The sequence below is a fragment of the Pantoea sp. BRR-3P genome (genome assembly GCF_039621635.1).
Lineage (GTDB): Bacteria > Pseudomonadota > Gammaproteobacteria > Enterobacterales > Enterobacteriaceae > Pantoea > Pantoea floridensis.
This window is the reverse complement of the sequence record NZ_CP155066.1, coordinates 678514-698147: the sequence shown is the minus strand read 5'-3', so window position 1 is coordinate 698147 and position 19634 is coordinate 678514. Positions and strand designations below refer to the sequence as shown.

Below are 19634 nucleotides of genomic sequence, written 5' to 3'. Positions count from 1 at the left end.
CGCACGGGGAGCCGGAAAAGTTAGCGCACCAGGCACGGACGCTTGTTATCAAAGGTCCAGTTCGGTACCAGGAACTGCATAGCCTGCGCATCATCGCGCGCGCCCAAACCGTGTTGCTGATATAGCGCGTTGGCCTGCATCACCTGATCCATATCCAGCTCGACGCCCAGTCCCGGTTTCTGCGGCACTTGCACCATGCCGCCTTTAATCTGGAACGGCTCTTTGGTCAGTCGCTGATTGCCTTCCTGCCAAATCCAGTGCGTATCGATAGCGGTAATCGCCCCCGGCGCGGCGGCGGCCACATGCGTGAACATCGCCAGCGAGATATCGAAGTGATTGTTAGAGTGCGAGCCCCACGTCAGGCCGAAGTCATGGCACATCTGCGCCACGCGCACCGAGCCCTGCATCGTCCAGAAGTGTGGATCCGCCAACGGGATATCGACCGATTGCAACGACAGCGTGTGGCCCATCTGACGCCAGTCGGTGGCAATCATATTGGTGGCGGTCGGCATGCCGGTGGCGCGGCGGAATTCAGCCATCACTTCACGACCGGAATAGCCCTGCTCAGCACCGCACGGATCTTCCGCATAGGCCAGCACGCCTTTCAGCTGCTTGCCGAGCAGAATCGCTTCGTTCAGTGACCAGGCACCGTTGGGATCAAGCGTCACGCGCGCCTGCGGGAAGCGTTTCGCCAGCGCCGTTACCGCTTCAGCCTCTTCGCCACCGCGCAGCACGCCACCTTTCAATTTGAAATCGTTAAAGCCGTATTTTTCGTAGGCCGCTTCCGCCAGACGCACTACCGTTTCCGGCGTGAGCGCCTCTTCATGACGCAGACGATACCAATCGCATTTGTCATTTTCCTGGCTCTGATACGGCAACGCGGTTTTCTTGCGATCGCCGACGTAGAACAGGTAGCCCAGCATCTCAACGCGATCGCGCTGCTGGCCATCGCCAAGCAGTGATGCAACGTTAACGCCTAAATGCTGACCCAGCAGATCGAGCAGCGCCGCTTCAATGCCGGTCACCACGTGAATGGTGGTACGCAGGTCGAAGGTTTGATTACCGCGCCCGCTGGCGTCGCGGTCGGCAAAGGTGCTGCGCACCAGATTGAGAATGTTTTTGTATTCGCCGACGGTTTTCTGCACCACCAGCGCTTCAGCCTCGACCAATGTCTGACGAATCTTTTCGCCGCCTGGGATTTCCCCCACGCCGATATGCCCGGCGTTATCTTTAATAATGACAATGTTGCGGGTAAAGAACGGCGAATGTGCGCCGCTCAGATTGAGCAACATGCTGTCGTAACCGGCCACTGGGATGACCTGCAGCGATGTAATTTTCGGTGTCTGACTCATTTCCTGCTCCTTAGACTTTATCGCGACCGAAGGCCGGACGCTTGCGGTCGAATGACCAATTGGGCACCAGATACTGCATCGCAGTGGCGTCATTACGCGCGCCAGCCGGCAGTGATGTGTACAGCGCGTTAGCCTGATGCAGGCGATCCCAATCCAGCTCGACGCCAAGGCCCGGCTTATCCGGCACGGCGATTTTGCCGTTGCGAATTTGCAGCGGCTCTTTGGTCAGGCGCTGATCGCCTTCCTGCCAAATCCAGTGCGTATCAATGGCGGTGGGTTTGCCAGGCGCAGCCGCGCCCACGTGGGTGAACATCGCCAGCGAAATATCGAAGTGATTGTTGGAGTGGCAACCCCAGGTTAAGCCCCAGTCATCACACAGCTGCGCCACGCGCACCGCACCGCTCAGCGTCCAGAAGTGCGGATCGGCCAGCGGGATATCGACTGAGTTGAGCATTACCGCGTGGTTCATCTCGCGCCAGTTGGTGGCGATCATATTGGTAGCCACCGGCAAACCGGTGGCGCGGCGGAATTCAGCCATCATTTCGCGCCCGGAGTAGCCTTGCTCGGCACCGCACGGATCTTCGGCGTAGGTCAGCACATCGCCCATGCCCTTACATAAGCGAATCGCTTCATCAAGCGTCCAGGCACCGTTGGGATCAACGGTGATGCGCGCATCGGGGAAGCGCTTTTTCAACGCCGCCGCCGATTCAATCTCCTGTTCACCGGGCAGCACGCCGCCTTTGAGTTTGAAATCTTTGAAGCCGTATTTGTCCTGTGCCGCTTCCGCCAGACGCACCACGGATTGCGGCGTCAACGCTTCCTGATGACGCAGGTGATACCAATCGTGGCTAGCCCCTTCGCCGGTCAGATACGGTAAGTCGGTTTTACGACGATCGCCGAGATAGAACAGATAACCCAGCACCGTCACTTCATCGCGCTGCTGGCCCGGACCAAGCAGCTCTGCCACCGGTACGCCAAGGCATTGGCCGAGTAAATCGAGCAGCGCCGCTTCCAGCGCAGCAACCGCGTTGACGCGCAGTTCGAAGGTCCAGGCGCCTTTGCCGAAGGTATCAAAGTCCGCCGACTGATTGCCTTTGTGCACCTGCTGCACCAGGCGATTCATGCGTGCCACCTGCTGGCCTTTAACCTGCGGAATCGCTTCAACCAGCGTTTGGTAGATGGTTTCGCCGCCGGGCGCTTCCCCCACGCCGGTATGTCCCGCACTATCGGTGAGCACCACAATATTGCGGGTGAAGCAGGCGCTGTGCGCGCCCCCGATGTTCAGCAGCATGCTGTCGTAACCGGCAACCGGAATCACCTGCATTTCGGTGATCACCGGCGTGCTTTGCGTAGTCATAGTCCGTCCTTATGCTCGGGTTTTCAGTTCGACGCGTTTGATATCGCCCGCAATCACCAGGAAGCTAAACGCGGCGACAAAGGCATGGATACCGACATAAATCAGCGCGCCTTCAAACGATCCGCTGGTGGCGATGATGTACCCGATGGCAATCGGCGTGACGATGCCGGAGAAATTACCGAACATGTTGAACAGACCGCCGCTTAGGCCACTGATCTCTTTCGGTGCGGTATCCGCCATCACCGCCCACCCCAGCGCACCAATGCCTTTCCCGAAGAATGCCAGCGCCATGAAGAACACCACCACCCATTCGGTGTCGGTGTAGTTACACATCACCATCGAAATGGAGAGCAGCATGCCGAGCACAATCGGCGTTTTACGTGCGATATTCAGCGAGCCGGTTTTACGCATCAGGTAATCGGAGATCACTCCGCCCAATACGCCGCCGAGGAAGCCGCATACCGCCGGAATCGAGGCAATAAAGCCGGCTTTCAAAATCGACATGCCGCGCGCCTGCACCAGATATACCGGGAACCAGGTAATAAAGAAGTAGGTTAAGGCGTTGACGCAGTATTGGCCGAGGTAGATGCCCAGCATCATGCGGGAAGTGAGCAGCTGTTTAATCTGGAACCACTTCTCGCTCCAGCTCACTTTGCGTTCGGCTTTTTTAGCATCCATGTTGATCAGCGCACCGCCCTGCTCCATGTACTCCAGTTCGGCTTTGTTGACGCCCGGATGATCGGTGGGATCGTGGATCACTTTCAGCCAGATGAAGCTGAGGATGATGCCCAATCCGCCCATGAACCAGAACACGTGCGCCCAGCCCACTTCTGACACCAGCCAGCCCATGATTGGCGCAAAGATTACCGTGGCGAAATATTGCGCCGAGTTGAAAATGGCCACCGCTGTGCCACGCTCCTGCGCCGGGAACCAGGCCGCGACAATGCGGCTGTTGCCAGGGAAGGAAGGTGCTTCTGCCAGCCCCACCAGAAAGCGCAACATAAACAGCGAAACGATGATGCCAAAGCCGCTGAACACGTCGACAAACCCTTGCAGCAGGGTAAACAGCGACCAGGTAAAGATGCTCCAGAAATAGACGCGTTTCGAGCCGAAGCGGTCAAGCAGCCAGCCGCCCGGAATCTGACCGATAACGTAAGCCCATGAGAACGCTGAGAAGATGTAGCCTAATCCGACTGAATCGAGACCGATCTCTTTAGACATCGCCGAACCGGCGATCGAAATGGTGGCGCGGTCACCGTAGTTGAACGAGGTAACGATAAATAACATCACCACAATCCAGTAACGGGCATTGGTGCGCTTTTGCACCGCTTCCGCTGTCTGGCTGAAACTATTCATGATGCACTCCTGAAATATAGCGTGAGCTACATTCGCTCTGACTGCATACACATCGCGTTGGGTATCAGAGAGAAGTTGGGTTAAACACGGCGATTTTTATAGTGGCAATACGATGATGCGTCGTGACGAATAACCTAACGTTGAAGAACGAGAATCAGTATAGGAACAGCCAGGCGGCGATACACTGGAAGAACGCATGAGGATTCGGGGTTATTAGTACTGTTTTTGTGGCATCTGCACATAACGCTGCGGCGTGGCTCACGGAACGGTTCGTTACCCCGTAAAGTTGCTCATTAAACGCACAAGCTAACGATACTTTGTGAGTCTCTTCACTTGCTTTTGGTTAAACGAACCAATTTGCCGTGATAAATCCCCTTAAAGCCAGTCAGTTGCACAATGCGCAGGCCAATACCCCTGCATATACTGAGGCTGGCAAAAAACGATGACGTGATGGAAGCATTTTTAAACCGCGCCGCTATGTACCGCGCGACGAACTGGAAGGTGAGCAATGAACCGTCCTCTGACTGAAAAACCGCTCTATATCAAAGTACACGATGCCGATAACGTGGCGATCGTGGTCAATAATCAGGGATTGCCGTCCGGCACACGTTTCGACGACGGACTGCAGCTAACCGAACATGTGCCGCAGGGGCATAAAGTCGCGCTGAGCGATATCCCACAGGATGGCGCTATCCTGCGCTACGGTGAAGTGATTGGCTACGCGCTACGCCCGATTGCACAAGGCAGCTGGATTGAAGAATCGCTGGTGGCGCTACCCGAAGCGCCGCCGCTCAACAGTTTGCCGCTGGCAAACAATGTGCCGCCCGCCCTGCCACCGCTGGAGGGTTATACCTTTGAGGGTTATCGCAACGCCGATGGCAGCGTAGGAACACGCAACCTGCTCGGTATCACTACCAGCGTGCACTGCGTGGCTGGGGTAGTGGATTACGTGGTGCAGATCATTGAACGAGATTTGCTGCCGCGTTATCCCCATGTCGATGGCGTGGTGGCGCTGAATCATCTGTATGGCTGCGGGGTCGCGATCAATGCGCCTGCCGCGGTGGTGCCGATTCGCACCATTCATAATCTCGCGCTCAATCCTAATTTTGGCGGTGAAGTGATGATCGTCAGCCTCGGCTGCGAAAAATTACAGCCGGAGCGTCTGCTGACCGGTACGCCGGACGTGCAGGCCATTTCGCTCGATGATAACAACATTGTGCGTCTGCAAGATGAGCGACTGGTGGGCTTTGGAGCGATGGTGGATGAAATCCTGCAGGTCGCCGAACGTCATCTGAAAAAGCTCAATCAACGCCAGCGGGAAACCTGCCCGGCCTCTGAGCTGGTGATCGGCACGCAGTGCGGCGGCAGCGACGCCTTCTCTGGTGTAACGGCGAATCCGGCGGTAGGCTTTGCTTCTGATTTGCTGGTGCGCTGCGGCGCGACGGTGATGTTCTCGGAAGTGACTGAAGTGCGCGATGCCATTCATCTGCTGACGCCACGCGTGGTGGATGAAACCGTCGGCAAGCGGCTACTGGAAGAGATGGCGTGGTATGACGATTATCTCAGCCAGGGCCAGACCGATCGCAGTGCAAATCCCTCACCGGGTAATAAAAAAGGTGGGCTGGCAAACGTGGTTGAGAAAGCGCTGGGATCGATTGCCAAATCGGGCCGTAGTCCGATCGTCGAGGTGTTGTCGCCAGGCCAACGTCCAACCCAGCGCGGGCTGATTTATGCCGCGACGCCCGCCAGTGATTTCGTATGCGGCACGCAGCAGATGGCATCGGGTATTACGTTGCAAGTGTTCACTACCGGGCGCGGCACGCCTTACGGTTTGGCGGCGATTCCGGTGATTAAAATGGCGACGCGCAATGCGCTGGCCGAACGCTGGCATGATTTGATGGATATCAATGCCGGAACCATTGCGACGGGCGAAGAGAGTATTGAGCAGGTCGGCTGGCGATTGTTTGAGTTGATTCTGGATATTGCCAGCGGGCGCAAACAAACGTGGTCAGATCGATGGGGGATCCGCAATCAGCTGGCGGTGTTTAATCCTGCGCCGGTGACGTGATTGCCCCTCACCCCAGCCCTCTCCCGCAAGCGGGCGAGGGAGCAGTCCGTGCGAAGTCGAAATGAAGTGCATCTCTCATACCAATCCGCGATCGGTTCCCTCTCCCGCCTGCGGGAGAGGGTTAGGGCGAGGGCAAAGCAATTACAGCAACTTACCCCAGCTCTCCACCCACGGTGACGTTACCGATTCTGGCTCAGGATGTTCCGTCGCATCCACCAGCAACACCTCTCCAACACGCTTGGCGCTTTGATCCTGCAAGGTGACATCGAAGGTTTTACCGGCACCGCAGAAATTGTCATAGCTGCTGTCGCCCAGCCCAATCACGCCATAACGTAGCTCAGGCTGATAACCGAGATCATCACGCACCGCGACATACAGGCGGGCAATGTTGTCCGGGAAGTCGCCCTGACCGGTGGTTGAAGTCACGATCAGCACCACGTCTTTGCTGTAAGCCTGCCAATCCGCCAGCGACGGATCTTCAAATACCTTCACCTCGTGGCCCTGCTCTTCCAGCACCGTCTGTGCTTCTTCAGCCACCAGCAGCGCATTGCCGTAAACCGTACCTGTAAAAATGCCAATCTTTGCCATCTTGCCGCTCCCTTTATTCTGTCGGCTTATCCTGGACTGCATCAAGGGCAAACTCAACCCTGGGAACATCAGGGATCTGATCCTGCCAGCCAAACTGCTCGAGCATCTGCTGCCAGACGCGGTCCAATCCGGCACGGATTATTAGCGGCTCACCGGTTACCGGATGCGTGAAGCTGAGCGCGCTAGCATGCAACATCAGACGGTTAAGCCCAAAATGCGCCGCCGCGCCACGATTCTGCCGCAGATCGCCATGTGCACTGTCGCCAATAATCGGGTGCCGTAAATGCACCATATGACGACGCAGCTGATGCTTGCGGCCGGTATGTGGCGCCATCTCCACCAGCGTATAGCGCGCGGTGTTATAACGACTGATTGCGACCGGCATCTCAACGTGCGCCAGCGCCTGATAATCCGTTACTGCTGGTTGTGCTACGGGTTCTTGCGTGGCGAATTTGTCGGCAATCTTATCCAGCTCTTCCACCAGCGGATAATCCAGCGTCGCACCACCTTCAAGCCAGCCGCGCAGCACCGCATGATAGGTTTTCTGCATGTGATGCTGCTCAAACTGTTGCGCCAGTAAATGGGCAACCTCGCTTGATAAGGCCATCAGCAGCACGCCGGACGTTGGACGATCGAGACGATGCACAGTGAAAACGTGCTGACCAATTTGATCGCGCACCGTTTGCATCACCACCACTTTTTCGTTGCGGTCGAGCCAGCTGCGATGCACCAGCCAACCAGCCGGTTTATTCACCGCGACCAGCCATTCATCTTGATAGAGGATTTCGAGCATCAGACAGCAGCGTCCTGGAAGAGCGCGTCAAACTCATTGAGAACCAATAATAATGCAGCATAACCGGGCGTATCGTTCGGCAGTGCCACTTCATAATAGGGTGCGATAGCGAAGTTTTGCGGCAGTGGAGCACCGCTCTCGAGTAGCGCATAAAAACGCGGCATCAATACCCATTGCAGCCACTGCAGCGGCTCCATGGTGTCGAGACAGAAAGGCTCGGTACTGGCGAAGGCATTCGCCTCAGGCGATTGCGTCTGCCAATGGTCGTGCTCGCGCATCACCGTTTCGACCTGCTGCAGGCGCTGAATAATCATTTGCGACGACATGCGCCACCTCCAGAGAAAAATTGGGCGGCAAGCATATCATCAGTCGCGCGATGCGCAAAAAACGCATAAAAAAAGGGAGCACTGTTGTTACAGTGCTCCCGGTTTTCGTTCGCAGCATTCCAGCCACCGCAGTGCTCCCTGCTCATCCATGACAACTTTTCCTGCGCTATCCATCGCTTGTCATCATGACATGAATCCTTAGCATCCTGGCCCGCCACAATCCGCGTGGCTCTCATTCTCCGTCCTGGAGGTGTCCCTGACTCAATCCTGAGTGTCCTGCTTCATCCTGAAGCCTTCCATGTGCCGTAAACTCCGTTACGTTCCCGCCTCCTGGCTGACTTTCTCCTGAACGTCTCTTAATCCTTAGCATCCTGCCAGTGGTGACTATTCTCCCAGAAACCATCACAATAACAACCAGGTAAGAGGTGTTAATGGATCAAGTCCTGTCTTGTTTTTCAGATTGATACCATAAGTTCATGATTCACAATCTTTTTACATCTCCGGTTTCCGGAAGTCTGCAGAATGATCAAGCGATCTCTTACACCTCACGTGAGAGATCTCTCACAGCAGCCACGCGAAAAATCTGTAGCTCATCCACTAACCGGTTGTAAATCATTAAGAAATGTCTTAATGCTTTGTGACAACACCTCACGCTTTTTAGTACCAGGCTCTTCTAGAATAACCTCCCCGGTAAGATTACACAGGGCAATCACCTCACTCTCCGAGTCGGTTGTGGCGACAAATAGGGTTGGCGCTTGTCTTAAGCGGCGCTTCATAACCAGGTGCCCAATCAGATTCTCCTGCAAGCGAGTGAAATCAGCCTCGCTCCACACCTGCAGCAGCGTCACCGGCTGCTGCTCAAATGAGGCCGTCATATCGCCGGCAAATTGCGTGGTATAGAACGCCGTGATTTCGGGCTGCAGCTGAATATCCAGCGCACGCTCTACTGCTTCAAGCGTAGCGGGCAGAGTAAAGGGCTGCGGCTGCCACAGCACGCGATCGTTCAGCGTGCTGATAATACATTCGGAAGGAACGCCAAGTAGATCTGTGCTGGCAGGTAAATGCCCTGTGTGTTGCTGCCAATGGCTTACGTAGCGGGCGGTAAACTCACGCAGAGCCTCTGCGGTTTGCTGCATCATTCATATTCTCGTCGGTGTTGGGTTACACTTATCCACTTTGATGAAATTTAGTGGTAACCGTTATGTCTTCTGAAAACCGCGATCCGGCACTAAGCGGCCTGACCTTAGGCAAGCCCACGGCTTATGTCGATCGCTACGATAACACGCTGCTGCAATCCGTACCGCGCAGCCTGAACCGTGAACCGCTAGGACTTTACCCTGATAGTCTGCCTTTTACGGGCGCAGATATCTGGACGCTGTATGAACTCTCCTGGTTGAATAGCAAAGGCGTACCGCAAGTGGCCGTAGGTGAAGTGGTACTGCGCGCCGATAGCCAGAACCTGATCGAGTCCAAGAGCTTCAAGCTTTATCTTAACAGTTTTAACCAGACAGTTTTCGCTGACTGGGGCGAAGTACGCCAGACGTTAGAGCGCGATCTCAGCGCCTGTGCCAACGGCGACGTCAGCGTGGCACTGTTTCGTCTGAACGAAGTGGAAGGCCAGCCTATTGGTCACTTCAGCGGTGAAGTGATTGACGAACAAGATATCGAAATTCACGACTACGCTTTCAATGCGGATTATCTGGCGCAGGCAACAGGACGCGAGAGTGTCGAAGAAACGCTGGTCAGCCATTTGCTGAAATCCAACTGTTTAATCACCAATCAACCCGATTGGGGATCGGTGATGATTCGCTATAAAGGTCCACGTATCGATCGCGAAGCACTGCTGCGTTACCTGATCTCCTTCCGCCAGCACAATGAGTTCCATGAACAGTGTGTTGAGCGCATTTTCAATGATATTCAGCGCTTTTGTCAGCCAGAAGCTTTAACCGTTTATGCGCGCTATACCCGTCGTGGTGGCCTGGATATCAACCCATGGCGCAGCAACGTGCCCTTCTCTCCGGGATTTTCCCGCCTGGTTCGCCAGTAACAGATTGCGAGACGCCTCGCAGGCCGCTGCACGGATGCGCGGTTCCTCTTGAGCATTCACGGCGGACAACGTTACTCTGGTGAAGGCGCGATCGTTACAGCAGGCGCGACCAGGGATTTTCGTCACTGCGCTCAATACGTTAAGCGTAGCGTCATCAGTCACGCATTTGCGTGTAAAGGAGTTCTCTTGATTACACATATCAGCCCCCTTGGCTCGATGGATCTGCTTTCACAACTTGAAGTCGATATGCTGAAACGCACGGCGAGCAGCGACCTGTATCAGCTTTTCCGCAACTGTTCTCTTGCGGTACTTAATTCTGGTAGCCAGACCGATAGCAGCCACGAATTGCTTTCACGCTTCGAAAACTTTGATATCAATGTGTTGCGCCGTGAACGCGGTGTGAAGTTAGAGCTCATCAACCCGCCGGAAGAAGCCTTTGTTGATGGCCGTATCATCCGTTCGCTGCAGGCCAACCTCTTCGCCGTGCTGCGTGACATTCTGTTTGTAAATGGTCATCTCTCCGCGATCGAGCGTTTCCAGCCAGAAGATACCGAAGATTCCGCGCACATCACTAACCAGGTATTCTCGATTTTGCGTAACGCACGCGCACTTCATATCGGCGAATACCCGAACACAGTGGTGTGTTGGGGTGGCCACTCCATTAATGCGGTGGAGTATCAATATTGCCGTAATGTCGGCACCCAAATGGGCCTGCGCGAACTCAACATCTGTACCGGCTGCGGGCCGGGTGTGATGGAAGCGCCAATGAAAGGTGCCGCGGTTGGCCATGCACAGCAGCGCTATCATGACAGCCGCTTTATCGGCCTGACTGAACCTTCAATCATCGCCGCTGAGCCACCGAATCCGCTGGTTAATGAATTGATCATTATGCCGGATATCGAAAAGCGCCTCGAAGCCTTCGTGCGTATCGCCCACGGCATCGTGATTTTCCCCGGCGGCGTAGGGACGGCCGAGGAGCTGCTGTATCTGCTGGGTATTCTGATGAATCCGCACAATCGCGATCAGGTATTGCCGCTGATTCTAACCGGACCAAAAGAGAGCGCCGATTACTTCCGCGTGCTGGATGACTTCATTGTTAACACGCTGGGCGAAGACGCGCGTAAGCATTACAAAATCATCATTGATGACGCAGCTGAAGTGGCGCGTTTGATGAAGAAGGCCATGCCGCAGGTGAAAGAGTATCGTCGCGAAACCGGCGATGCATACAGCTTCAACTGGTCAATTCGTATCGCCCCCGATCTACAGGTGCCCTTCCTGCCAACGCACGAGAACATGGCTAACCTGAAGCTGTTCCCGAATCAACCAGCCGAGCAGTTAGCGGCAGACTTACGTCGCGCCTTCTCCGGGATTGTGGCCGGTAACGTTAAAGAGGTGGGTATCCGCGAGATTCGTGAAAAAGGGCCGTACAAGCTGCATGGCGATGCGGATCTTATGCACCGCATGGACGAACTGCTGCAGGGCTTTGTTGCGCAGCAACGTATGAAGCTGCCGGGCAGTGCTTACACGCCCTGCTATGAAATCATCAAATAACCTCTCAGGAAGGCAGCCTGCGGGCTGCCGCTATCGCTATGTCGTTTCATCTTCTTATTATTGATGCATTAAACCTGATTCGTCGCCTGCATGCCGTTCAAGGCTCGCCGTGCCGTGATAGCTGTGTTGCGGCTTTGCATCAGCTATTAGGTCACACACAGCCCACGCACGTGGTGGCGGTTTTTGATGGCGTTGAGCGTCAACCGGGTTGGCGTCATCAACTTCTGCCGGATTACAAAGCGGGCCGCCCGCCAATGCCAGACGATTTACATCATGAAATGCCGGCCTTACAGGAAGCCTTTCGCGCCGCGGGCGTCAGCTGCTGGGTAGCCGATACCGATGAAGCCGACGATCTCGCCGCTACGCTGGCGGTAAAAATGGCGGATGCCGGTCATCAGGCGACGATTGTGTCCACCGATAAAGGCTACTGCCAGCTGCTGGCACCCAATATTCGCATTCGCGACTACTTCCAGAAGCGCTGGCTGGATGTACCTTTTATCGAGCAGGAGTTTGGTGTCTCACCGGTGCAGTTACCGGATTACTGGGGATTATGCGGCATCAGCAGCAGTAAAATCCCGGGCGTTCCAGGGATTGGCCCAAAAAGCGCGCGCGAGTTGTTAATGCAGTTTGGCTCGCTGGATGCGATCTATCAGCAATGGGAAAAAGTACCGAGCAAGTGGCAGGGAAAATTGCAGGAACAGCGGGAAATGGCAGAAATTTGTCGGCAAGTATCAACATTAAAGCGGGATTTGGTGTTGCAGGGCAATCTCAACACGTTGAGATATCAAGCTAAATAGCGGTCGCCATAAATGGCGACCCTACGAAACAGTTCGTTATCAAACGCATCCTGCGTTTCGTTATCAAACGCATCCTGGCGTTTCGTTATCAAACGCATCCTGGCGTTTCGTTATCAAGCGCATCCTGCGTTTCGTTATCAAACGCATCCTGGCGTTTCGTTATCAAACGCATCCTGCGTTTCGTTATCAAGCGCATCCTGCGTTTCGTTATCAAACGCATCCTGCGAAATAATTTGCGCTACAGCAAGGCGGCAAGTGCGCGAGTCCCCGGGAGCATACATCAGTATGTGACCGGGGCGAGCAAACGCAGCCAACGCGGCTGTAGCGCAAAGTATGAAGCAGGATTAGCGCTCGTCGCGACGGCCGCCAACTGCCGCCCAAAGACGACGTACATGAACGGTGACTTCTTCGCGATCGTGATACAGCTGGCGTGCCTGGATTTGCGCATTGATGCCCTGCGCTTTCAGCGCGTCATCAATCATTGCCAGGTTCTGCGTAACCTCTTCGTAGCGCTTCTTCATCGGCAACTTGAGATTGAAGATGGCTTCACGACACCAGCCATTCACCAGCCATTCGGTCATCAGACTGGCCACGCGCACCGGTTTTTCCACCATGTCGCACACCAGCCAACTGATGTTGGTACGCGGCGGACGAAATTTAAATCCGTCTTCACGGCAGTGAGTGACCTGTCCGGTATCCATCAGGCTTGGCGCCATTGGACCGTTATCGACCGCAAAAACCCACATGCTGCGTTTCACCAATTGATAGGTCCAACCGCCCGGGCAAGCGCCGAGATCGACGGCGTACATGCCGCTGGCTAAACGCTCATCCCACTCATCGGCGGGCACGAACACGTGAAAAGCTTCTTCGAGCTTCAGCGTCGAACGGCTCGGTGCATCCGAAGGAAACTTCAGACGCGGGATGCCCATGTAGAACGGCGAGTTGTTTTCCGGCAGAGAATAGCCGACATAGCAGGTGCCCGGCGCAATAAAGAAGACGTGCACCACCGGACGCTTCGGCGTTTCGTAGTTAAGCAGAATTTTGCTTTCACGCAGGCTGGCACGCAGCGGCACGGTTAATTTGCGACAGAATTTGGTGAGCTCTTTCGCTTCGTTGGTGTCCGGCACTTCAACCCGCAGTTCGCCGCCCTTTTCCACCACGCCGGTCAGCATACCGACAATCGGGGTGATGCGATCTTCCTGGGGTAAATCACGCAGCAATTCGCCAACCACTAACATCTGACGCGCAAAAATCAGCTCAGCAAACGGCAACGTTTGGATCAGCTTCTCCGCGTCTTCCGGTTGATAGCATTCATACAGCACATAACCCGAGTCATCTTTTACGCGTGGGAAACCGTAAACTTCGCGTTCAGCCGCTTTCGCGCTGATTTCTGCCGCACACTCTTTCTCAAATCCCGGACGGCAATAGAGTAAAACTTTATTCATGGCGATCTGCCTTTCGTTTCAGACGCAGTGCGCCAATCAACATCAAGAACCAGCCAATCAGGAAGCACAAGCCGCCCACTGGCGTAACAAAAACCCAAAACTTCATATGCGACAGCGCCAGACAATAGAGACTGCCACTGAACAACACGGTACCCAACGCCATCGCGGCGCTACTCCAGTAAAACCAGATATTGGCGCGGCGCAGCATAGCGGCTCCCAAGCCAATGACCGCAAGCGTGTGATAAGCCTGATATTCGAGGCCGGTATGTATCCACGCCATTTCAGCAGGACCGAGCGATTTGCTCAGCACATGCGCCCCGAAAGCACCAAATGCCACCAGCAGAAATCCGCTAATGGCAGCAAAAACAAACATGGCACGACTGGACATCAAAGAATCCTCAAGGTATTGCGCACGTTACCGTGCAGCCATTAACGCGTTAATGATCGTAGCGAAAACGGAATTTTTCTTGTTCATTGGCCGCTTTTTCCAAGATCCACTGGCGAAAGGCGGCTATTTTACCCAGTTCTGCCTGGCTGTCATGACAAACCAGATAAAAAGCATTTTTACTGACCAATACGTCGTTAAAAGGACAGACCAGACGCCCTGCTTCAATTTCACTCTGCGCCATCACATTGTTGGCCAGCGCCACGCCCTGGCCATGAATGGCCGCCTGTAGCACCATGGCACTGTGACTAAAAATCGGCCCCTGCTGCACATTAATATGCTGCAGGCCGAGCTGGCGAATATACGATTGCCAATCACGGCGCGACGCATCATGCAGCAACGTGCAGTGCGCCAAATCCGCAGGCGATTTGAGGGGGTGATCGCCAGTGAGCAACATCGGAGAACAAACCGGCAGCAAATATTCGGCGTACAATTTTTCCACGCGCAGGCCCGGCCAGTTACCGCGACCATAGAAAATTGCCACGTCGACATCGTCGGCTAATTTCTCTTCGTCGCGGTCCACCGCCTGGATGCGTACGTCGATGCCCGGATAAGCCATATTAAAGCTGGAAAGGCGAGGCACCAGCCACTGAATGGCGAAGCTTGGTAGCAAACTAACGGTCAGCGCGCCCTTCGCGCTACGCGCTTGTAACTTGCGCGTTGCATCATTCAGTGCGGAGAAAATCTCCTTGATATCCAAATAGTAGCTTTGCCCTTCTTCCGTCAGTAAAAGTGAACGATTCCTCCGGCGAAACAGCTTTAGACCAAGGAAATCCTCCAGAGATTTAATCTGATGGCTGACAGCAGCCTGGGTAACAAACAGCTCTTCAGCGGCTTTGGTAAAGCTTAAATGACGGGCAGCAGCATCAAAGACGCGTAAGGCATTGAGCGGCGGAAGGCGTTTAGACATGGTTTTCCGTATCCGGATTGATAAGGTAATACTTCAACTTATACAAAGTCGCTACGTATTAGTTTTTTTAATCCGAGACATTATAATTTGTCCGTTGAGGAAGCTCCAGCAAATACCTATAGTTGCCGCACTTCCTAAGCCGGAACGAAAAGATTTCTAGAAACGTGCGAGAGATCGCAGACTTTTGGAGAGCTTTTGGCTTGTGGTCGTGATGTTGTGTTTGCATTTTGATCTGACGCTTGCAGATCAAGCTTTTAATTCCTGTAGATTTACCCTGTCTGTCCATAGTGATTTTAAATAGCACCGCAAATTGCGGTGCTTTTTTTTACGTCTTTACTGACCCATCTCTACCATCTCTTTGACATCAGAGCGGTTAATCTGCTGCTTGTTGCCATTGGCATCCTTATAGCTGATCATACCGGTTTCATCATCAACTTTGGGTTTGCCATCGGCTACGATAGTGCGACCATCGTTAGTGTGCATGACATAATTGCTGGAACAAGCGGTCAGGGTAAAGGCCATGGTGCACACGGCCAGCACTGCGGTGAGTTTATTCATCTTCTATCTCCTTGCAGATTGATTGCATTAAACCACCCGCATGCGCCAACCAGCGGTGGCACTAGTGAAATCGACCAAGAATCGCGACTCGATATGCGGGTTTCGGTTCAAACCTTGCAATAATTAGCATAACGCGCTTTTCCAGCTTTGCCAGGCAACCGGCCAGCTTTCGTCCTGGTCCTAACATGATTAAGAGTGGGCTGAGTATGACCATTTTTTCCCCTGGCGCCTTTCGCCAGCAGTTTCCCGCGCTGAGCGATGCCGGTATCTATCTTGATAGCGCTGCCACTGCATTAAAACCGCAGGCCGTGATTGACGCTACCACGCAGTTTTATAGCTTAAGCGCCGGCACCGTACATCGCAGCCAATTCGCCGCTGCCCGCGCACTAACGGAAAAGTATGAGCAGGCGCGCGGTCTGGTTGCTGGCTGGCTTAACGCGACTGACGATCGTCAGATTGTCTGGACGCGCGGCACCACTGAGGCGATTAATCTGGTCGCCAATGGCTGGCTGGCACCGCGCCTGCAGGCAGGTGATGAGATTGTGGTGAGCGAAGCCGAGCACCATGCCAATCTGGTGCCGTGGCTGATGGTGGCGCAGGCCTGCGGCGCAAAAGTGGTGAAATGGCCGCTGGGTGCCGATCGCCTGCCGGATATCGCTCAACTGCCCGCTTTGCTCAACGCCCGCACCCGATTACTCGCCGTGGGTCAGATGTCGAACGTCACCGGCGGCTGCCCCGATCTGGCGCAGGCGATTCGTTTAGCCCATGACGTGGGCGCGAAAGTGATGGTCGATGGCGCGCAGGGCGTGGTGCATTGCACCCCCGATGTACAGGCGCAGGATATCGACTTCTATGCGTTCTCAGGTCACAAGCTTTATGGGCCAATGGGCATTGGCGTGCTGTATGGCAAGGCTGAATTGCTGGAGGCGATGCAGCCATGGCAGGGTGGCGGCAAGATGCTGACGCAGGTTGATTTTAACGGGTTCACACCGCAGCCGGTGCCGTGGCGCTTTGAAGCTGGCACGCCGAATGTGGCGGGCGTGGTGGGATTAAGCGCTGCATTGGAGTGGCTGGCGCAGCATCATGCCGAAAAGGCCGAAATGTGGAGCCAGCAACTGGCAAGTCTGGCTGAAGAGCAATTGAGCGAGATCCCCGGCTTCCGTAGCTTTCGCTGTGGCAATGCCAGCCTGCTGGCGTTTGATATAGAAGGTATTCACCACAGCGATATCGTTACGCTACTCGCCGAGCAAGGTATTGCGTTACGCGCCGGGCAGCACTGTGCGCAACCCTTAATGGCGGCGCTGGGCGTCACTGGCACATTGCGCGTCTCATTCGCCCCCTATAATAATCTGCAGGACGTGGATGCGCTGGTGCGCGCCATGCACCACGCCATTGACCTACTGAGTGAATAATCCCATGACATCATCCCTGCTCGCTCCGCATCCGTTTGGCGATTTGATTACTGAAGCCAGCCTGACAGAGAAATTTACCCATTTTCATCAGTGGGAAGATCGCTATCGTCAGCTGATCCAGCTCAGCCGCCAGCTGCCTGCATTATCGGAAGAATTAAAGACAGCGGAAATCGAGCTAAGTGGCTGTGAGAACCGCGTCTGGCTGAGTAGCCAGCTGCTGAACAACGGCACGCTGCACTTTTACGGCGACAGTGAAGGACGTATCGTGCGTGGTTTACTGGCGGTGTTATTGACGGCGGTAGAAGGCAAAACGCCAGCCGACTTGCTTGAGCAAGATCCGCTGGCGCTGTTTGATACGTTAGGTTTGCGCGCGCAGCTGAGTGCATCGCGCAGCAGCGGTTTACAGGCGCTGGCGGATGCGGTGCAACGCGCCGCACGCGAGCACACTCAGGCCGTTTGACGCGCCGCCTTAGCAAGAAACTTCTTCAGCGCATGAGCAACCGCCACAAAGCCAAAGGTGGCGGTCACCATGGTGGCAGCCCCAAACCCGGCGGCACAATCCATGCGTTTTGGCCCTTCGGCGGTACTCCGTGAGGTACACACGCTTCCATCGGGCTGCGGATACATCAGCGCTTCTGTCGAAAACACGCAGTCGATGCCGAGCTTTCCTTTACTGTTCTTCACCACGCCAAAATCGCCTTTCAATCGTTCGCGCAGCTTGGCTGCCAGCGGGTCCTGAATGGTTTTCGCCAGATCGCTAACCTGGATCTGCGTGGGATCGATCTGGCCGCCTGCGCCGCCAGTGGTGATCAACGGGATCTTGTTACGCCGACACCAGGCAATCAACGCCGCTTTCGGACGCACGCTATCAATCGCATCAATCACATAGTCAAACCCTGCGGACAACAGTTCAGCGGTATTCTCCGGCGTGATGAAATCATCAATGCAAATCACTTCGCATTCAGGGTTGATAGCACGCATCCGCTCCGCCATGACCTCGGTTTTCGCCTGGCCGACTTTACCCTGCAGCGCATGAATTTGCCGGTTGGTATTGGTGATGCAAATATCGTCCATATCGATCAGGGTGATTCTACCGATGCCAGTGCGCGCTAGCGCTTCCGCCGCCCACGAGCCCACGCCGCCAATACCAATCACACAAAAATGGGCGTCGGCAAAACGCTGTAACGCATCCTGCCCATATAGACGCGCCGTGCCGCCAAAACGTTGACGCCAGGCATCGCTTACCACAGCCATAACAAACCTTTCTCAACAAGACAGAACATCAATTAGACCCCAATAGCAGTGAACCATTGTTGCCATTTTGTGGGTTGCTAAACACCGGCTGACCGGTGCCCGGCGCGGCTTTCAACACCCAAACGCGACCATAATGGTTGTAAAATCCGGCCAGATGCGCGGCATCCGGGCCCACGCCCTGATAGATATCGAAGTGCTGGCCTTTAATCGCGCCGCCCACATCTAGCGCCACCATCAAGCGCATCTCATATTTTCCGTTGAATTTACCCTTCTCGTTCAGCTGCGGCACTTCCGCTAATAGCACGGTCCCGGCAGGGATCAGCGACCGATCGGATGCAACCGAAGCCTTAGCGATTAGCGGCACCGCGCTGGCACCGCGAACCGGCACGTACTCTTCTGGCTTGAAGAACACGAAGGATTGGTTGGTTTCCAGCACCGAACGCACTTCCTGCGGCGAATGTTCTTGCGCCCACTGACGAATCGCCTGCATCGACATATCTTCGCGCTTCACTTCACCGCGATCGATCAGCTCTTTTCCGACGCTGTGGTACGCCCAGCCATTTTTGCCGCCGTAGCCAAAGAAGCGCAGCGGTCGACCATCACCAAAATCAACATAACCGCTGCCCTGCACATCCATCATGAAATTATCGATCAGCGAATTGCTGTAAGCGATCACGTAGCGCTCATCAAGGCCGCCACTATAGATAGAAGCGCGGCTCGGCAGTTTCTGTCCGCGCGGACGTGGTGGCATGCGATAGATGGGATACTGGAACTCGCCCTGACGGGTATAACGCGCTTCCACCACCGGCGTGTAGTAGCCAGTGAATTGCACGTTGCCATAATTGTCGGTGCCTTCCATCTGATAAGCATTCAAACCAAACTGGTTGAGCTGGCGCGTATCGGCACCGGACAGCAGCCAGTTTTGCACCGCGCTATAGGTGCCGTTGTTGCGTCCGAACAGACCGGAAGAGGCCGTTTGAATCTGCACAACCTGATCGCTAAAGTCTTTACCGTTGACCGGACGCCCTTTGGCATTGGGCTGATTCACCAGCCCGAGCGGCTGCTCCAGCTTGCCATCGATATATTGCTGACCACGATCGGTCGGTTTAGAACTACAACCCGCTAACAGCGCGAAAAATGCGCCAGTCAGTGCATACTTCGCCCAATGTCCTTTCATACCCTTCTCTTTTTATCGATGGTTTGCCCGGCGACGATAGCAAACGGGCGGAGAGAATGAAATCCACCACAACCTGCCTTGCTCACATCTGTATAATAAAGCGACGATTGGCGACTTTATTCATCAACTAACTGTAAATTTAGTGATTTGTCTCAAAAAGGAGTTGCATCGCCGCGCGTCCAGAGTATAGTGCGCATC

The 19634-nt window shown here is 54.8% G+C and carries 20 protein-coding genes; 6 read left to right on the top strand and 14 right to left on the bottom strand.

What is annotated here, in order from left to right; genetic code table 11:
* Positions 1–20: 20 nt before the first annotated feature.
* The 3 genes from gudD to AAGR08_RS03145 are packed head-to-tail and all read right to left on the bottom strand — an operon-like array spanning position 21 to position 4065.
* Complete coding sequence (gudD, locus tag AAGR08_RS03155; protein WP_345828483.1) at positions 21–1352, bottom strand: glucarate dehydratase; 1332 nt, start codon at positions 1350–1352, stop codon at positions 21–23.
* 10 nt (positions 1353–1362) lie between these two features.
* Entirely contained in the window at positions 1363–2709 is a 1347-nt protein-coding gene (locus AAGR08_RS03150) for an enolase C-terminal domain-like protein (RefSeq protein WP_345828482.1), read from the bottom strand.
* A 9-nt stretch (positions 2710–2718) separates the two neighbouring features.
* Positions 2719–4065, bottom strand: coding sequence for an MFS transporter (locus AAGR08_RS03145; RefSeq protein WP_097096225.1), 1347 nt, complete (start codon positions 4063–4065; stop codon positions 2719–2721).
* 508 nt (positions 4066–4573) lie between these two features.
* Here AAGR08_RS03145 and garD point away from each other — a divergent pair.
* Complete coding sequence (gene garD / locus AAGR08_RS03140; RefSeq protein ID WP_345828481.1) at positions 4574–6133, top strand: galactarate dehydratase; 1560 nt, start codon at positions 4574–4576, stop codon at positions 6131–6133.
* A gap of 141 nt (positions 6134–6274) precedes the next feature.
* Here garD and AAGR08_RS03135 read toward each other — a convergent pair whose 3' ends face one another.
* From AAGR08_RS03135 to syd, 4 genes are all read right to left on the bottom strand, one after another.
* Complete coding sequence (locus AAGR08_RS03135) at positions 6275–6721, bottom strand: flavodoxin (RefSeq protein ID WP_097096222.1); 447 nt, start codon at positions 6719–6721, stop codon at positions 6275–6277.
* A 13-nt stretch (positions 6722–6734) separates the two neighbouring features.
* Entirely contained in the window at positions 6735–7514 is a 780-nt protein-coding gene (truC, locus tag AAGR08_RS03130) for a tRNA pseudouridine(65) synthase TruC (protein WP_097096220.1), read from the bottom strand.
* Positions 7514–7840: a YqcC family protein gene (locus AAGR08_RS03125; RefSeq protein ID WP_097096219.1), complete on the bottom strand. Its 327-nt coding sequence runs from the start codon at positions 7838–7840 to the stop codon at positions 7514–7516. The genes truC and AAGR08_RS03125 overlap by 1 nt, the downstream gene beginning before the upstream one ends.
* 590 nt (positions 7841–8430) lie before the next feature.
* Entirely contained in the window at positions 8431–8979 is a 549-nt protein-coding gene (gene syd, locus AAGR08_RS03120; RefSeq protein ID WP_097096217.1) for a SecY-interacting protein, read from the bottom strand.
* 62 nt (positions 8980–9041) lie between these two features.
* Between syd and queF the strand changes: the two genes are divergently transcribed.
* From queF to xni, 3 genes are all read left to right on the top strand, one after another.
* Positions 9042–9887 carry an NADPH-dependent 7-cyano-7-deazaguanine reductase QueF gene (queF, locus tag AAGR08_RS03115; protein WP_097096216.1) on the top strand — a complete coding sequence of 282 codons (846 nt, stop codon included), beginning with the start codon at positions 9042–9044 and terminating at the stop codon, positions 9885–9887.
* Positions 9888–10073: 186 nt separating this feature from the next.
* On the top strand, positions 10074–11438 hold the full coding sequence (gene ppnN, locus AAGR08_RS03110; RefSeq protein WP_345828479.1) for a nucleotide 5'-monophosphate nucleosidase PpnN: 1365 nt from the start codon (positions 10074–10076) through the stop codon (positions 11436–11438).
* Between the two features lie 38 nt (positions 11439–11476).
* On the top strand, positions 11477–12235 hold the full coding sequence (gene xni, locus AAGR08_RS03105; RefSeq protein ID WP_345828477.1) for a flap endonuclease Xni: 759 nt from the start codon (positions 11477–11479) through the stop codon (positions 12233–12235).
* Positions 12236–12372: 137 nt separating this feature from the next.
* On the opposite strand, the gene AAGR08_RS03100 is transcribed toward xni, so the two are convergent.
* The 5 genes from AAGR08_RS03100 to AAGR08_RS03080 form a co-directional block, all read right to left on the bottom strand.
* Positions 12373–12516, bottom strand: a complete 144-nt coding sequence (locus AAGR08_RS03100) for a hypothetical protein (RefSeq protein ID WP_345828475.1) — start codon at positions 12514–12516, stop codon at positions 12373–12375.
* A gap of 63 nt (positions 12517–12579) precedes the next feature.
* A complete protein-coding gene (gene rlmM / locus AAGR08_RS03095) occupies positions 12580–13680 on the bottom strand; it encodes a 23S rRNA (cytidine(2498)-2'-O)-methyltransferase RlmM (protein ID WP_345828474.1) in 1101 nt (366 codons plus the stop codon).
* Positions 13673–14068, bottom strand: coding sequence for a DUF423 domain-containing protein (locus AAGR08_RS03090; RefSeq protein WP_008109570.1), 396 nt, complete (start codon positions 14066–14068; stop codon positions 13673–13675). Before AAGR08_RS03090 ends, rlmM begins: the two co-directional genes overlap by 8 nt.
* Positions 14069–14117: 49 nt before the next feature.
* Complete coding sequence (locus tag AAGR08_RS03085) at positions 14118–15035, bottom strand: transcriptional regulator GcvA (protein WP_097096210.1); 918 nt, start codon at positions 15033–15035, stop codon at positions 14118–14120.
* 333 nt (positions 15036–15368) lie between these two features.
* On the bottom strand, positions 15369–15593 hold the full coding sequence (locus AAGR08_RS03080; RefSeq protein ID WP_097096208.1) for a YgdI/YgdR family lipoprotein: 225 nt from the start codon (positions 15591–15593) through the stop codon (positions 15369–15371).
* A gap of 206 nt (positions 15594–15799) precedes the next feature.
* Here AAGR08_RS03080 and csdA point away from each other — a divergent pair, with 206 nt between their 5' ends.
* Positions 15800–17005 carry a cysteine desulfurase CsdA gene (gene csdA, locus AAGR08_RS03075; RefSeq protein ID WP_345829849.1) on the top strand — a complete coding sequence of 402 codons (1206 nt, stop codon included), beginning with the start codon at positions 15800–15802 and terminating at the stop codon, positions 17003–17005.
* 4 nt (positions 17006–17009) lie between these two features.
* Positions 17010–17465, top strand: a complete 456-nt coding sequence (gene csdE / locus AAGR08_RS03070) for a cysteine desulfurase sulfur acceptor subunit CsdE (RefSeq protein WP_097096207.1) — start codon at positions 17010–17012, stop codon at positions 17463–17465.
* Here the strand turns inward: csdE and tcdA are convergent.
* Positions 17453–18259, bottom strand: a complete 807-nt coding sequence (tcdA, locus tag AAGR08_RS03065; protein ID WP_345828469.1) for a tRNA cyclic N6-threonylcarbamoyladenosine(37) synthase TcdA — start codon at positions 18257–18259, stop codon at positions 17453–17455. The two genes, csdE and tcdA, sit on opposite strands and share 13 nt — an antisense overlap.
* 28 nt (positions 18260–18287) lie before the next feature.
* A complete protein-coding gene (gene mltA, locus AAGR08_RS03060) occupies positions 18288–19436 on the bottom strand; it encodes a murein transglycosylase A (RefSeq protein WP_345828467.1) in 1149 nt (382 codons plus the stop codon).
* Positions 19437–19634: the final 198 nt, after the last annotated feature.

What these genes read in the sequence shown, in the direction of transcription:
- gudD (WP_345828483.1), bottom strand. Translation starts at nt 1,352, where the DNA reads ATGAGTCAGACACCGAAAATTACATCGCTGCAGGTCATCCCAGTGGCC.
- AAGR08_RS03150 (WP_345828482.1), bottom strand. Translation starts at nt 2,709, where the DNA reads ATGACTACGCAAAGCACGCCGGTGATCACCGAAATGCAGGTGATTCCG.
- AAGR08_RS03145 (WP_097096225.1), bottom strand. Translation starts at nt 4,065, where the DNA reads ATGAATAGTTTCAGCCAGACAGCGGAAGCGGTGCAAAAGCGCACCAAT.
- garD (WP_345828481.1), top strand. Translation starts at nt 4,574, where the DNA reads ATGAACCGTCCTCTGACTGAAAAACCGCTCTATATCAAAGTACACGAT.
- AAGR08_RS03135 (WP_097096222.1), bottom strand. Translation starts at nt 6,721, where the DNA reads ATGGCAAAGATTGGCATTTTTACAGGTACGGTTTACGGCAATGCGCTG.
- truC (WP_097096220.1), bottom strand. Translation starts at nt 7,514, where the DNA reads ATGCTCGAAATCCTCTATCAAGATGAATGGCTGGTCGCGGTGAATAAA.
- AAGR08_RS03125 (WP_097096219.1), bottom strand. Translation starts at nt 7,840, where the DNA reads ATGTCGTCGCAAATGATTATTCAGCGCCTGCAGCAGGTCGAAACGGTG.
- syd (WP_097096217.1), bottom strand. Translation starts at nt 8,979, where the DNA reads ATGATGCAGCAAACCGCAGAGGCTCTGCGTGAGTTTACCGCCCGCTAC.
- queF (WP_097096216.1), top strand. Translation starts at nt 9,042, where the DNA reads ATGTCTTCTGAAAACCGCGATCCGGCACTAAGCGGCCTGACCTTAGGC.
- xni (WP_345828477.1), top strand. Translation starts at nt 11,477, where the DNA reads ATGTCGTTTCATCTTCTTATTATTGATGCATTAAACCTGATTCGTCGC.
- AAGR08_RS03100 (WP_345828475.1), bottom strand. Translation starts at nt 12,516, where the DNA reads ATGTATGCTCCCGGGGACTCGCGCACTTGCCGCCTTGCTGTAGCGCAA.
- rlmM (WP_345828474.1), bottom strand. Translation starts at nt 13,680, where the DNA reads ATGAATAAAGTTTTACTCTATTGCCGTCCGGGATTTGAGAAAGAGTGT.
- AAGR08_RS03090 (WP_008109570.1), bottom strand. Translation starts at nt 14,068, where the DNA reads ATGTCCAGTCGTGCCATGTTTGTTTTTGCTGCCATTAGCGGATTTCTG.
- AAGR08_RS03085 (WP_097096210.1), bottom strand. Translation starts at nt 15,035, where the DNA reads ATGTCTAAACGCCTTCCGCCGCTCAATGCCTTACGCGTCTTTGATGCT.
- AAGR08_RS03080 (WP_097096208.1), bottom strand. Translation starts at nt 15,593, where the DNA reads ATGAATAAACTCACCGCAGTGCTGGCCGTGTGCACCATGGCCTTTACC.
- csdA (WP_345829849.1), top strand. Translation starts at nt 15,800, where the DNA reads ATGACCATTTTTTCCCCTGGCGCCTTTCGCCAGCAGTTTCCCGCGCTG.
- csdE (WP_097096207.1), top strand. Translation starts at nt 17,010, where the DNA reads ATGACATCATCCCTGCTCGCTCCGCATCCGTTTGGCGATTTGATTACT.
- tcdA (WP_345828469.1), bottom strand. Translation starts at nt 18,259, where the DNA reads ATGGCTGTGGTAAGCGATGCCTGGCGTCAACGTTTTGGCGGCACGGCG.
- mltA (WP_345828467.1), bottom strand. Translation starts at nt 19,436, where the DNA reads ATGAAAGGACATTGGGCGAAGTATGCACTGACTGGCGCATTTTTCGCG.